Raw genomic sequence first — 13,452 nt, forward strand, 5'->3', positions numbered from 1 at the left:
TATTTTATTAATTTGAAACAAAAGTACTTAATAATGTGCTAATAAAGCAAAATCTGATTTAAGAAATTTGAAAAAGCCCTTTAATTATAATGACTTTCAAGAGTTTTAGCTTAAAATTTTTTTTTGCAATGCAATACAATAAAATCAAAACAGTATCGTTATAAAAGTTTATAAATTAGAATTTTAATGAATTTAAAAAAAATTGAGTTAGTTAGTTTTGTTTTAGTATTTTAAAAAGGCGTTCCTAAACTGGTTAAGAACGCCTTTTTTATTTAAATCTCAATTCTAAAATTCCAAATGGATAATCTCAAAAGATTTGGAATTTGGAATTTTCAAGTTGGAATTTCATTAATAAGAAAGTTCAACAATTGATTTTACTTTGTCTAAAGTTACCAATTGATTTTCTCCTAAACCTTTCCAGCCTCTTTCATCAAAACGTTTTACGATAAAATCTGCTGTTTTAGAATAGTCTTCTGTGTATTGAGAAAGTTTAGTGCCCATTCCCATTGTATGGAAAAATTCAACCGTCTTATTGATGGCTTCTTTAGCTACTTCTTCGTCAGAACCTGTTAAGTTGAAGATTCTTCTTCCGTATTGTGCTAATTTTGCTTTTTTAGTTTCAAACATTACATGGTACAAACTTGGTCCAATTATCGCCAAAGTTCTAGCATGATCAATTTCGTAAAGTGCTGTCAATTCGTGACCAATCATATGCGTTGCCCAATCGCTTGGAACACCTTTTTGAATTAATCCGTTTAAAGCCATTGTACAGCTCCACATAAAATTGGAAGCCAAAGTATAATCGGTTGGGTTTTGTACAACGCCAGGACCAACTTCAATTAACGTCTGTAAAATTCCTTCGGCAATTCTATCTTGAAGAAAAGCATCAGTAGGATACGTTAAATATTGCTCCATTACGTGTGTGTAAGCATCTACAACACCATTTTCGATTTGTCTTTTTGGTAAAGAAGAAATCACAGTTGGATCACAAATAGAGAATTGTGGGAATAAAGCGCTTCCGCCAGAAGATAACTTTTCTTGAGTTGCTTCAATGGTTACCACATATCCAGAATTCATTTCACTTCCCGTTGCTGGTAAAGTTAAAACAGTTCCAAACGGCATTGCATTTTCTTTAATTAAAATTCTTTTTTGAAGAATGTCAATCGGATTTCCTTCAAAATTAACTGCGCCCGAAATAAATTTCACACCATCAATCACGGATCCGCCTCCAACAGCCAAAATAAAATCGATTTTTTCTGCTTTTATAACATCAACAGCTTTCATCAAAGTTTCAAATCTCGGATTTGGTTCGATTCCGCCAAATTCTACAATTTCAAAACCTTTAAGATTGTTGATTACTTGATCGTAAATTCCGTTTTTAAAAATACTTCCACCGCCATAAGCCAAAAGTACTTTTGCATCTTTTGGAACTAAAGTCGAAAGTTTTTCAATTTGCCCTTTTCCGAAAACTAAGTTTGTCGGATTGTATAATTCAAAGTTTAGCATTTTTTTTAGAGTTTCTAAGATGCTAAGCTACTAAGAACCTAAGTTTTGGACTTATCTAGTAGATTTAGCTCGTTGTTTATTTAATTTTTTATTATTGATGAGTAAGGATTTGATTTTTAAGTTGCTAAGGAAAAAACTCAGGATCTTAGCAACTTAAAATCTTAGTATTTTTATTTTAACTCTTGTAATAATTTTGCAGCTACCAATTTAGACGATGCAGGGTTTTGGCCTGTAATCAAAAGTCCGTCGGCTACTGCGTATGGTTGCCAGTTTTCTCCTTTAGAAAAGATTGCTCCATTTGATGCTAAGGCATCTTCTAGTAAAAAAGGAACTACTTTAGTTAAACCAACTGCTTCTTCTTCGGCATTGGTGAATCCTGTTACTTTTTTGCCTTTTACTAAGTATTCGCCATTTACTTTTACATTTTTCAAAACTGCAGGCGCGTGACATACAAATGCTACTGGTTTATTGTGAGTATAAAAAGATTCGATTAAAGCAATAGAATTTTTATCTTGGACTAAATCCCAAAGCGGACCGTGGCCTCCTGGATAAAATACAGCGTCGTAATCTTTTTGGTTAACTGTCGAAAGTTTTAAAGTGTTTTTTAATTTTTCTTGTAAAACCTTATCGGCATCAAAACGTTTGGTGTCTTCAGTTGCCGATGCAGGATCGGCACTTTTTGGATCAATCGGCGGCTGGCCTCCAAGCGGAGATGCAATTGCAATTTCTACTCCTTGATCTAATAATTCATAATATGGTGCAGCAAATTCTTCTGACCAGAATCCTGTTTTTTCTCCTGTATTGCCCAGTTTATCATTGCTGGTTACAACAAATAATACTTTTTTCATACTCTTTTTATTTGATTTTTGAGCTTCAGCCGAGATGCTTACAGCTGTGAATGCAGTTATTGCGAATAGTGCTATTTTTTTCATAAATATTAAATTTTGAACAAATTTACGGCGAATGTGATATCAGTAAAAATAAAATAAACTATGTTTGTTATAAATAAATTTATGTCATGGTAAATCTAGAATGGTACAGAACTTTTAAGGCAGTTTACAAAAACGGCAATTTTTCAGTGGCTGCGAAGGAATTATTTATGAGTCAGCCTGCGGTTAGTCAGCAGATCTCTATGTTAGAGGCGCATGTTGGCAATAAATTATTTAACCGAAAATCAAAAGGCGTAGAACCAACCGAATACGCTAAGTTACTGAATAATTTGATTATAGACGCTCTAGACAGGCTCGAAAGTGTCGAAACAAGTTTCAGGGCTAAAGCAGAAGATGCTAATCGATTAATTTCTGTTGGAATCTCGAAACATCTTTTTGATTGCGTTGGCAATCTTTTAATTTCAAAGTTTGATTTAATTGATTTTACTTTCGCAGAAAACGACGAACTTTTTGCTTTAGTAGATGCTAAAAAACTTGATTTTGCGATTACAACCAAAAGATTTGACACTTTTGATACGACTTACGAAATTGTTGGAAAAATTAAATTGATATTGGTTGCTCCAACAAGTTTGGATATAACAGAGTTTCGCCAAAGGTTAAAAGCAGATAATTACACGGAAATTGAACAATGGCTGAATACGCAAAAATGGTACAGTCATGATGCTAGAATTCCGCATATAAAACTATTTTGGTTGCATGCTTTCAATAAAAAAAGGCCGTCGATGGTTCCTAATTACATTATTCCTTCAGAATCTGAAATGTTGAGACTTTTAGCCAAAAATGAAGGAGTTGCTGCAACTTGGAATTGCAATGCAAGAAATTATATTAAAGAAAATAAATTGCAGCTAGTTTGGAATAGTTTTCACGTGCCAGAAGAGTTTGTGTATTTATTAGCTCCAAAGAATAATAATGTAAAGTCGTTTTTTGATATTATCGAGAAAGAATTGAAACTGTTTTTTGGTAATAGGTTATAGAATTAGTCTTAAGAAATAGATGGAAATTCGGACTTTTTAATGCTTTTTTTAGCCTGAAAAAGGCTAACTTTGAGAAAAGTAAATTTCTAAAAGGACAAATTATGAGAAAGATTGTATCGTGTTTAATATTTGGCGTTGTATTTTTTATGGCCAATTCCTGCAGTAAAAGTGACGCAGATGATGTTATAGATTGTTTTGCCGAAGCAATTTATATCAAATTGCATAATTCTACAGATCCTTCTAATCCGAAATTAATGAATTATTCTGTTGAGTATAGTGGTACAGGAACTCTAAGTGGTGTAAAATGGAATTTTGGAGATGGAACTTCGGGTACAGGTGCAACAGTTACTCATACTTATGTCGCAGCTGGCGAATATACGGCTACAGCAGAGGTGACAATTAAAAAAGACGGTTCAGAATGTACATCTAGTCCAAAACGAACTGTGACAATAAACTAGAAATAATAAACGATCATATTTGAGAGCCAATTTTATAATTTAAGCTTTTGCATTAGATTATAAAATTGGCTCTCATTCGTTATATTTGTTTGATAGTTTAGATTATGGAAAAATTACAAAATATTAGAATTGCTGTTGATGCGATTGTTTTTGGATACAAAAACAATGGTTTATATGTGCTTTTGATTGAACAGCAATTTGGCTCTTCCGAAAAATATTGGGCATTACCAGGCGGTCTAGTGCAAAATGATGAATCTTTAAACGATGCTGTAATCCGAGAATTGCATGAAGAAACAAATGTACAGCTCACTTTCATGGAACAATTGTACACTTTTGGAGATGACATTCATAGAGATTCCAGAAACCGTGTTATTTCAGTAGCGTATTATGCTTTAGTAGATGCTTCAAATTTGGAAATTAAAGCAGATACTGATGCCGAAAGAGTGCAATGGTTTAAAATAGATGAGATTCCGTCTTTGGCCTTTGACCATAATTTAATCTTAAAAAAAGGAATAGAAAGGCTTAAAGCCAAATTAACATACGAACCAATTGGTTTCGATTTACTTTCAGAAGAATTTTTGTTTTCAGATCTTGAAAACCTTTACTGCACTATTTTAGAAAAGGAAATTGACCGTCGAAATTTCAGAAAAAAAATACTCAGTTACGGTATTTTAGAAGAAACTGAAAAATTTTCACCTATTAAAACAGGTCGTCCAGCAAAACTTTTTAAGTTCAATAAGTTGAAATATAATGAGTTAATTCAAAAAGGGTTTCACTTCGAAATAAAGTTTGCGTAATTTTTACACAAAATAAATTGTTTATTCAAAATTAAATTCTACATTTGCGTATAATTAACGCAAACCAAAAAGCTATGATACTAAATCTCGACCCAAAATTCGCTCCATTTCAAAATCAGGAAGAAATCAAATTTCAAAGTTTTACATTTTCTGGAGGTGAGCCACACATTAAAATTACACCAGATTTTGATGCCAATAGAAAAGTAACCATTACACATAGATTAAATTCATTCAACGATTTAGGTTTATTGTGCGTTACGGTTGATGCGTTGCGTAGAATGGATGTTAAGATTATAGATCTTTTTATTCCGTATTTTCCAGCTGCAAGACAAGATCGTGTTATGATTCCTGGCGAACCATTATCTGTAAAAGTATATGCTGATATTATTAATGCGATGCAATTGAACAAAGTTTTTGTTTTTGATGCGCACTCAGAAGTAACTCCTGCTTTGTTGAATAATAGCACTGTAATTCCGAATTATACTTTTATAAAAGCAGTTTTAGAAAACATAGGAAATGATGTAAAACTAATTTCTCCAGACGGAGGCGCTTTGAAAAAAATCTACAAAGTATCTGAGTTTTTAGGTGGTGTTGAGGTTGTAGAATGCAGCAAAAGCCGTGATGTAAAAACTGGAAAACTATCTGGTTTTAAAGTTTACGAAGATGATTTACAAGGAATGGATTGTTTAATTGTAGACGATATCTGCGATGGAGGAGGAACTTTCGTAGGATTAGCAGAAGAATTAAAAAAGAAAAATGCCGGAAAATTATACTTAGCCGTAAGCCACGGAATCTTCAATAAAGGTTTTGAAGTTTTAAACTGCTTCGACGGAATTTTTACAACCAATTCTTTTAAAGATTTTGAAGGTGAAAGTGTTCAGGTGATTGGATTAGATCAATTGATATGAAAGTCATTTATCCAGTAAACGAAATTGAAAAGAAAGGAATCAAAATATTTCTGGCTGGAACAATAGAAATGGGAAATTCAGAAGATTGGCAGCAAAAAGTAATTAATGATTTCCAGAGTTTTTACAACGAAAAAGAGATTGTTGTTTTAAACCCACGAAGAGCCAATTGGGATTCTAGCTGGATACAATCTATACAAAATAAACAATTCAGCGATCAGGTCAATTGGGAATTAGATGCTTTAGAAAAGTCAGATTTCATCATTATGTTTTTTGATAGAAATTCTAAATCTCCGATTTCAATGCTCGAATTGGGATTGTTTGCAGATTCAAAGAAAATGCTCGTCTGTTGTGAAGAAGGTTTTTGGAGAAAGGGCAATATTGATATTGTCTGTAAACGAAAAGGGATTTCAACTTTTGAAAATTTAGAAGACTTAACTAAGGCATTAAAGAATTTAATCAATTTATAAATCCATAAAAAATGATACTAGAAGCAGCAATCGGTGATGCCTACGGAGCAGGATTTGAATTTCAGGAGTTAGATTACATTATTAAAAACAATGATTTGACTCAATATCATAAGCATGGAATGTATGCAGAAATCTATAAAAGATATACTGACGATACACAAATGGCAATTGCAATAACAGAACTTTTGTTAGAAGATGACAATTGGAATGAGGTAAAAGTGGCCGATAAGTTTGTTGAAGTTTTTCATAGAGATAAAAGAAGAGGATATTCAGACAGAGTTTATAATGCATTAGATGCGAGTAAAAACGGAACTGATTTTCTAAAAATAATTGATAACAGAAGTAGCGGAAATGGATCTGCAATGCGAGCTTACTCAATCGGACTTGTAAAAGACGTCAATCAATTGCTAGAGTTTTGTGAGATTCAAGCCAAAACATCTCATCATACAGCAGAAGGAATCAGCTGTGCTAAAAGAATAGCTCTTGCGGTTCATTTCTACAAGTATAAATTGGGAGATAAAAGTTCTTTGATTGATTTTGTAAACGATACTTTAAAAGAAAAGGAAATATACAAAGTAACATCGCCAATAGATATGCACGGTTATTTTACCACTCAAGCTGTTATCAAAATGGTTTCTGAAGCAGATTCTATGCAAGATTGTTTAAAAAGAGGAATCGATTACGGCGGAGATACAGATACTGTCGCCGCTTTGAGTATGGCGATTTTGAGTCAAAAAGAGAATTGCGAAAAAACGCTGCCAAAGTTTTTATATGATGAATTAGAAAATGGCACATACGGAAAAGATTTTCTAATCAGTTTAGATCTTAAATTAAAAGAGAAGTTTCATTGAGATTAGAAGTTTCAAGTTTCAGGTTTAAGTTGCTTTGGCAAACCTTAAAAAGAATATCTATTAACAGTTTTAGGATAATGTTTCAAATGGCAAGTTCAGTGCACAACCTGAAACTTGAAACAAAGAAAACCTGAAACAAAAACAACCAAAATATTATGAGCGACGATTTAAAACCAAGATTTATTGAATCTTTAAGAAGAAACAATGATCAGATAAGAGAAGACAGAGCCAAAGTAATTGGTGAAGATTCTGAATTAATATACAGAAGAAGAGTCGAAGATATCGAATTAAAAATCAAAAGACTCGAAAGAGAACAAGAAGGATTAATTGATATTAGTCCGCTGGATAAAAACAGTTTGACTTTTGCCGATTTTCAGCCAGAAGCCTTTGTTCAGAAAGACATGGAACTTTCGCTGACGATTAGAAATTTAAACATCCAGTTTGAGGTTACAAAAAAGAGATTTGAATATTTATTTGGTAAAAAATATTAATCATGGGAGGTACAAGATACGATATAAGCGCTCGTTTGAGCAGAGCAGAAGCAGCAGGTTACGGAAAAAAATCGGCCAGCGAGATATTTACACAGAATGCATTGCATAAGGCTCACGAATCTATGAATCCGAATGGAGTGATTTTTAGAGAAGCAAGAGATTCAGATGTTCATCCAAACACGGTTCCGATTATTTTAGGATTGGACGTTACAGGAAGTATGGGGCATATTCCACACGAATTGATAAAAGATGGGCTTCCAAAATTGATGGGAGGAATTATTCAAGGAGGCGTTCCAGATCCAGCACTTTTATTCTTAGGAATTGGAGATCATGAATGTGACCGATATCCGTTACAAGTCGGACAGTTTGAATCTGGTGACGAAGAATTGGATATGTGGTTAACAAGAACGTATATCGAAGGTGGAGGTGGAGGAAACGCTGGTGAAAGCTATCTTTTAGCATGGTATTTTGCAGCATTTCACACGAAAACAGATGCATTCGAAAAAAGAGGACAAAAAGGATTATTGTTTACAGTGGGTGATGAGCCAGGTTTGAAAACGCTTCCAGCTTCGGCAATTAAAGAAATTATGGGTCAAGGACAACAGACTTATACACATCTTGAATTATTGGCAGAAGCTCAAAAAAGATACGATGTATATCACATTAGTGTTTTGCATTCAGGACAAGCCATCGACGCGGATGTAGAATGGAAACAATTATTGGGACAAAACTGTTTGTCAATTGAGGATCACAGAGAAATTCCAAACGTAATTAAAAAGATCATCTGCGATAAACATAAAAGTTCTGGTTTAGGAACAATACCGGTTTCTGATGCAAGTGATAGCAGTTTGGATAATATACAAATGCTTTAAAAGTTTCTCAGATTTCTTAGTAATGAAAAATTATGCTCGCAAAGTCGCGGAGACGCAAAGATTCTTAATTAGAAAGTTAAGTTAAAAGAAAAACTTAGTGACTTAGCGCCTTTGCGAGATTAAAATAGCAACAAAATGAAAACAGCGAAAATAGTTATAGGTTTAGGATTTGGCGATGAAGGAAAAGGCATAACAACAGATTTTCTGGCAAGACAAAATCCTGAATCTATTGTTATTCGCTTTTCAGGAGGGCAACAGGCCGCTCATACTGTTATGATCGACAATAGAAAACACGTGCATTCGAGTTTTGCAAGTGGAGCACTCCGTGGTCTTCCGTCTTATTACAGCGAACACTGTACGATTCATCCACTCTTTTTATACAACGAAAGAGAAGAATTAAAAGAAAAAGAAGCTAATCTGGATTTGTACATTCATCCTTTAGCAAAAATTACCACTCCTTTTGATGTCTGGCACAACAGAGGAAATGTGCGAAACATTGAAAATGGAACCTGCGGAAAGGGTATTGGTTCAACCATGAAAAGAAACGAAGGTCCGTATAAATTGTTTGCCATCGATTTGATTGCGCCTCGAGAAATGCTTTTAGAAAAACTAAACCAAATCGCTTATTACTATGGTTTTTTAAACGAAAGTGAAATCGACGAAGAAGTCAATCAATATCTAGAAGCAATCGATAAAATACAATGGAATATTGTCGATTATACGTTTCTTTCAAAATACGAAAATCTGATTTTTGAAGGCAGTCAAGGAATTTTGCTAGATATGGATCATGGTGTTTTTCCGAATGTTACTTATGCCAATACCACTTCAAAAAATGCAATTGAAATCTGTAATAAACTAAAAATTGAAGATGTCGAAGTGTACTACGCAACCAGAAGTTACACCACAAGACACGGTCACGGCTGGATGCCAAATGAAAGAGAAATACAATTAAAAAACAACGAAGAAGAAACCTGCGTTTTTAACGAATATCAAAAACATCTTAGATTTGGGGAGCTGGATTATGATTTGTTGAATTACGCTTTAAAATTAGATGCCGCTTATAGTCAGAATGCAAAAAGAAATTTGGTTGTAACGTGCATGGATCAGTTAGAAAAGGATTATGAATTTGAAAAACTAACAACAGATTTCGATACCATTTACGGATCATTTTCTCCAGATTCAAAAGATTTTAAAAAGATTACTTCTTTGTATTAATAATTAGAAAAAATGAAATACAATATAGAAAATATAGTTCCAGAAAGTAAGTTTTTGTTTTTCTGGGGACACCAGCCAAGTAAAGACGGAACGATTACTAAAACCTGTTTCAGCCAATGGTGGTTAAGTTCGTTCGAAGTTAATGATGTAACTTATAAAACAACTGAACACTGGATGATGGCCAAAAAAGCGGAATTGTTCAAGGATCAGGAAATTTTAGAAAAAATCATAAAATGCAATTCGCCTGCCGAAGCCAAAAAACTAGGTCGCAAAGTGAGAAATTATGATGACAGAATCTGGTTAGAAAACCGATTTGAAATTGTAAAAGAAGGAAACTATCATAAATTCAGTCAAAATCCTGATTTGAAAACATTTCTCTTAAACACAAACGATAGAGTTATTGTAGAAGCGAGTCCAGTAGATTCAATTTGGGGAATCGGAATGGCAAGCGATCATACAGAGGCGCTAAATCCTGAAAAATGGAAAGGTTTGAATCTTTTAGGTTTTGCTTTGATGGAGGTTAGGGATGAATTGAGATAAATTTTGGAGATGAAAATAGAACTTCTAAAAGCAGATATAACAGAAATTGAGGTTGATGCGATTGTTAATGCCGCAAATACTTCCCTGTTAGGTGGAGGAGGAGTTGATGGAGCTATCCACAGAAAGGGAGGAAAAGCTATTTTAGAGGAATGCATCCAAATTCGCAATAAGCAAGGCGGATGTAAAACAGGCGAAGCGGTTATAACGACAGCAGGAAATCTACCTTCAAAATATGTTATTCATACAGTCGGATCAGTTTGGAATGGTGATAAAGAAGAGAAATCTAAATTACTGGCTGATTGCTATACGAATAGTTTGAATCTCGCCATTCAAAATGGAATTAAATCTATTGCTTTTCCAAATATAAGTACTGGAATTTATCATTTTCCAAAAGATAAAGCAGCAGAAATTGCTGTAAAAACCGTAAAAGATTTTGAAAAATCTGTTGAAATAGAAAAAGTGATATTTGTCTGTTTCGATGATGAAAATTATAAGATTTACAAAAGTCTTTTGCAGATCGAAGATGTTCCGTAGGAACATTTCATCGGTAGAAAAAAAATATTTATTATGAATGAACAAATAGCAAAGAGCGTCAGCAAATTTCTAAGTCTGGTGCTCAGACATTCGCCGGAAAAAATCGGATTAAAATTAGACGAAAACGGCTGGGCAGATGTCGAAGAATTAATAGCAAAATGTAATAAAAAAGGGAATCGTCTCGACGCCGAACTTTTAGATTACGTAGTAGAAAATAACGATAAAAAGCGTTTTGCTTACAATGAAGATAAAACCAAAATACGTGCAAGTCAGGGACATTCGATTTCAGTTGAATTGAATTTAGCCGAAACAGAACCTTCAGAATATCTGTATCATGGAACGGTTGGAAAGTTTATGGAAAGCATCAAAAATGATGGTTTGAAAAAAATGAGCCGTCAGCACGTACATCTTTCAAAAGACAAGGAAACGGCAGCAAAAGTAGGAAGCAGAAGAGGAGTTCCGCAGATTTTAACCGTTAGAAGCGGAGCCATGTTTAGAGACGGATTCAAATTTTATTTATCCGAAAATAATGTTTGGCTGACTGATGAGGTTCCAGCAAAGTACATTGAGTTTGCATCATAATAAACAGATTGCTTTAGATATAAAACTTTCCAAGAAACAATTTTAATAATTCCTAAATACGTAATCATGTTAAATATTATTAATGAAGAAAAGGAAATTTACACAATCGATAATTTTCTTAGTGTTGAAGAGTGTAATGAGTTAATAGAGAGAAGTGAACAAATTGGTTTTGAAGAAGCTGAAGTAAATGTTGATGGCGCGCAAAAAATGATGAAAATGGTACGTAATAACGAACGTATCATGTATCAGGATGATGAATATGCTTCTTTATTATGGCAGAAATTGGAGCCTTATGTTAGGAGAGAAGTAGGAAATACTACAGCTATAGGATTAAATGAGATGTTTAGGTTCTATAAATATAATCCGAGTCAGCGTTTTAAAATGCATATTGACGGAAGTTATAAACGAAATGAATTTGAATCTAGTTATTACACATTTCTTATTTATCTGAACGATGGTTATGAAGGGGGAGAAACAAAATTTGCTTCGGGTGAAATTATCGAACCTAAAATGGGATCAGCCCTTATTTTTGAGCATAAACAGCGTCACGAAGGAGCTGCTTTGATTTCGGGAATAAAATATGTTTTAAGAAGTGATATTATGTATAAACGCAAAGACAGTATTTAATTAATGAAAAGAACAATAGTTTTTGGAGACATTCACGGGGGATTAAAAGCTTTGGTTCAATTACTGGACAGAATTGATGTGTCTGAAAATGGTCGGCTAATTTTCTTAGGAGATTATGTAGATGGTTGGAGCGAATCGGCTCAGGTTATTGATTTTCTTATTGAATTATCTCAAAAACACGAATGTATTTTCATAAAAGGAAATCACGATGTCTGGTGTCAAGAATGGTTGATGAATGATGTTATAAACGATATTTGGTTTTTGCATGGAGGAAAATCGACTATAGAAAGTTATCAGAATATTGATTTTTCAGAAAAAGAAAAGCATCGTCAGTTTTTCAATAATATGAAAGATTACTTTGTAGACGAAAACAACAATTTGTTTATTCATGCTGGATTTTCATCGATGCACGGACCAGAAAAAGAGCATTACAAAACCAATTATTCGTGGGACAGAACGCTTTGGGAAATGGCTCTGACCATGGATAAAAGAATCCCAAAAGATTCACTGTCATATCCAAAACGATTACTGCTTTTTAATGAAATTTATATTGGTCACACACCAACACTTCATTATAATGTCGAAATTCCGATGCAAGGATGTAATGTTTGGAATATTGATACTGGAGCAGGTTTTTATGGTAAATTAACTTGTCTGGATGTTGAAACGAAAGTTTTTTGGCAAAGTGATGCTGTGCAGACGCTTTATCCTAACGAAAAAGGAAGAAATAAGTAAAAATGAAAAACAAAATAGAATCAGGTTTATTTGGATTGGCAATTGGAGACGCTTTAGGAGTTCCGGTTGAATTTAAGTCGAGAAAGTACCTAAAAGAAAATCCAGTTATTGAAATGTTTGGTTTTGGAACACATCATCAGCCAATAGGAACATGGAGCGATGATAGTTCACTTGCTTTTTGTCTGGCAGAAAGTTTATGTTCGGGTTATGACTTAGCGGATATCGCTAGAAATTTCGTAAAATGGTATGGTGAAGAATTATGGACACCGCATGGAAGAGTTTTTGATATTGGAATAGCGACTACTCATGCGATTCACAATATAGCCAAAGGGCATCAGCCAGATTTATGCGGAGGTTTTTCTGAAAGCGATAACGGAAATGGTTCCTTAATGCGTATTTTGCCATTGGTTTTTTATCTTCAAAAAGAAGATGATATTGAAATCATTTATAAAAAAGTAAAAGAAGTTTCGTCCATAACGCATGCTCATTTCCGTTCGGTATTTGCTTGTTTCATTTATGTTGTTTATTGTTTGGAGATTCTAAAAGATAAAGATAAATTCGAAGCTTATAAAGAAATGCAAAATATCGTAACAAAATTCCTAGAAAGCAAAGAATTTAATCGAGTAGAAATTGGATTGTTTGATAGAATTTTAAAAAATGATATTTCTGCATATCCAGAAAATGAAATTTATTCATCAGGTTATGTACTTCATAGTTTAGAAGCGAGCTTTTGGTGTTTTTTAAATTCCGATTCTTATGAAGAAACCGTTTTAAAAGCGGTTAATTTAGGCGAAGATACCGATACAACAGGAGCAATCGCAGGCGGACTTGCAGGAATTTATTATGGAATTGACAATATTCCACAAAAATGGATCGACAATTTAGTCAGATCCAATGATATTAAAGATTTAGCAGAACGATTATCACATTAAATATAAATAGAAA

Annotated in this window: 17 protein-coding genes; 15 read left to right on the top strand and 2 right to left on the bottom strand. The window is 33.6% G+C overall.

Annotated features, from left to right (window positions below):
• Positions 1-348: 348 nt before the first annotated feature.
• Together GR162_RS16190 and GR162_RS16195 are read right to left on the bottom strand one after the other, a co-directional pair.
• A complete protein-coding gene (locus GR162_RS16190; RefSeq protein WP_160782987.1) occupies positions 349-1,506 on the bottom strand; it encodes an iron-containing alcohol dehydrogenase in 1,158 nt (385 codons plus the stop codon).
• A gap of 170 nt (positions 1,507-1,676) precedes the next feature.
• On the bottom strand, positions 1,677-2,438 hold the full coding sequence (locus GR162_RS16195; RefSeq protein ID WP_160782988.1) for a type 1 glutamine amidotransferase domain-containing protein: 762 nt from the start codon (positions 2,436-2,438) through the stop codon (positions 1,677-1,679).
• Positions 2,439-2,524: 86 nt separating this feature from the next.
• Between GR162_RS16195 and GR162_RS16200 the strand changes: the two genes are divergently transcribed.
• The 15 genes from GR162_RS16200 (at position 2,525) to GR162_RS16270 (ending at position 13,439) form a co-directional block, all read left to right on the top strand.
• A complete protein-coding gene (locus tag GR162_RS16200) occupies positions 2,525-3,430 on the top strand; it encodes a LysR family transcriptional regulator (RefSeq protein WP_160782989.1) in 906 nt (301 codons plus the stop codon).
• Positions 3,431-3,531: 101 nt separating this feature from the next.
• Positions 3,532-3,888 (top strand): PKD domain-containing protein, encoded by a 357-nt coding sequence (locus GR162_RS16205; RefSeq protein ID WP_160782990.1) that lies wholly within the window; start codon positions 3,532-3,534, stop codon positions 3,886-3,888.
• A gap of 104 nt (positions 3,889-3,992) precedes the next feature.
• The gene (locus tag GR162_RS16210; protein ID WP_091129615.1) at positions 3,993-4,685 is read left to right on the top strand and encodes an NUDIX domain-containing protein; all 693 of its coding nucleotides are present in this window, start codon (positions 3,993-3,995) and stop codon (positions 4,683-4,685) included.
• 74 nt (positions 4,686-4,759) lie between these two features.
• The gene (prs, locus tag GR162_RS16215; RefSeq protein ID WP_160782991.1) at positions 4,760-5,593 is read left to right on the top strand and encodes a ribose-phosphate diphosphokinase; all 834 of its coding nucleotides are present in this window, start codon (positions 4,760-4,762) and stop codon (positions 5,591-5,593) included.
• Positions 5,590-6,060: a nucleoside 2-deoxyribosyltransferase domain-containing protein gene (locus GR162_RS16220; RefSeq protein ID WP_160782992.1), complete on the top strand. Its 471-nt coding sequence runs from the start codon at positions 5,590-5,592 to the stop codon at positions 6,058-6,060. The genes prs and GR162_RS16220 overlap by 4 nt, the downstream gene beginning before the upstream one ends.
• Before the next feature lie 11 nt (positions 6,061-6,071).
• Complete coding sequence (locus GR162_RS16225; RefSeq protein WP_160782993.1) at positions 6,072-6,911, top strand: ADP-ribosylglycohydrolase family protein; 840 nt, start codon at positions 6,072-6,074, stop codon at positions 6,909-6,911.
• Between the two features lie 155 nt (positions 6,912-7,066).
• Positions 7,067-7,402, top strand: a complete 336-nt coding sequence (locus GR162_RS16230; protein WP_091494899.1) for a hypothetical protein — start codon at positions 7,067-7,069, stop codon at positions 7,400-7,402.
• 2 nt (positions 7,403-7,404) lie between these two features.
• Positions 7,405-8,274: a hypothetical protein gene (locus GR162_RS16235; RefSeq protein ID WP_160782994.1), complete on the top strand. Its 870-nt coding sequence runs from the start codon at positions 7,405-7,407 to the stop codon at positions 8,272-8,274.
• Between the two features lie 135 nt (positions 8,275-8,409).
• Positions 8,410-9,489 (top strand): adenylosuccinate synthetase, encoded by a 1,080-nt coding sequence (locus GR162_RS16240; protein ID WP_160782995.1) that lies wholly within the window; start codon positions 8,410-8,412, stop codon positions 9,487-9,489.
• Positions 9,490-9,501: 12 nt separating this feature from the next.
• The gene (locus GR162_RS16245) at positions 9,502-10,029 is read left to right on the top strand and encodes an NADAR family protein (protein WP_160782996.1); all 528 of its coding nucleotides are present in this window, start codon (positions 9,502-9,504) and stop codon (positions 10,027-10,029) included.
• 9 nt (positions 10,030-10,038) lie between these two features.
• Entirely contained in the window at positions 10,039-10,563 is a 525-nt protein-coding gene (locus GR162_RS16250) for an O-acetyl-ADP-ribose deacetylase (RefSeq protein WP_160782997.1), read from the top strand.
• Positions 10,564-10,596: 33 nt separating this feature from the next.
• Positions 10,597-11,145 carry an RNA 2'-phosphotransferase gene (locus tag GR162_RS16255; protein ID WP_160782998.1) on the top strand — a complete coding sequence of 183 codons (549 nt, stop codon included), beginning with the start codon at positions 10,597-10,599 and terminating at the stop codon, positions 11,143-11,145.
• A 66-nt stretch (positions 11,146-11,211) separates the two neighbouring features.
• Positions 11,212-11,772, top strand: a complete 561-nt coding sequence (locus GR162_RS16260; protein ID WP_160782999.1) for a 2OG-Fe(II) oxygenase — start codon at positions 11,212-11,214, stop codon at positions 11,770-11,772.
• A gap of 3 nt (positions 11,773-11,775) precedes the next feature.
• Complete coding sequence (locus GR162_RS16265) at positions 11,776-12,507, top strand: metallophosphoesterase family protein (RefSeq protein WP_160783000.1); 732 nt, start codon at positions 11,776-11,778, stop codon at positions 12,505-12,507.
• 2 nt (positions 12,508-12,509) lie between these two features.
• A complete protein-coding gene (locus GR162_RS16270; RefSeq protein ID WP_160783001.1) occupies positions 12,510-13,439 on the top strand; it encodes an ADP-ribosylglycohydrolase family protein in 930 nt (309 codons plus the stop codon).
• The last annotated feature ends 13 nt before the right edge of the window (positions 13,440-13,452 follow it).

It is taken from the genome of Flavobacterium sp. HBTb2-11-1 (assembly GCF_009826975.1).
In the GTDB taxonomy this organism is placed as follows: Bacteria; Bacteroidota; Bacteroidia; order Flavobacteriales; family Flavobacteriaceae; genus Flavobacterium.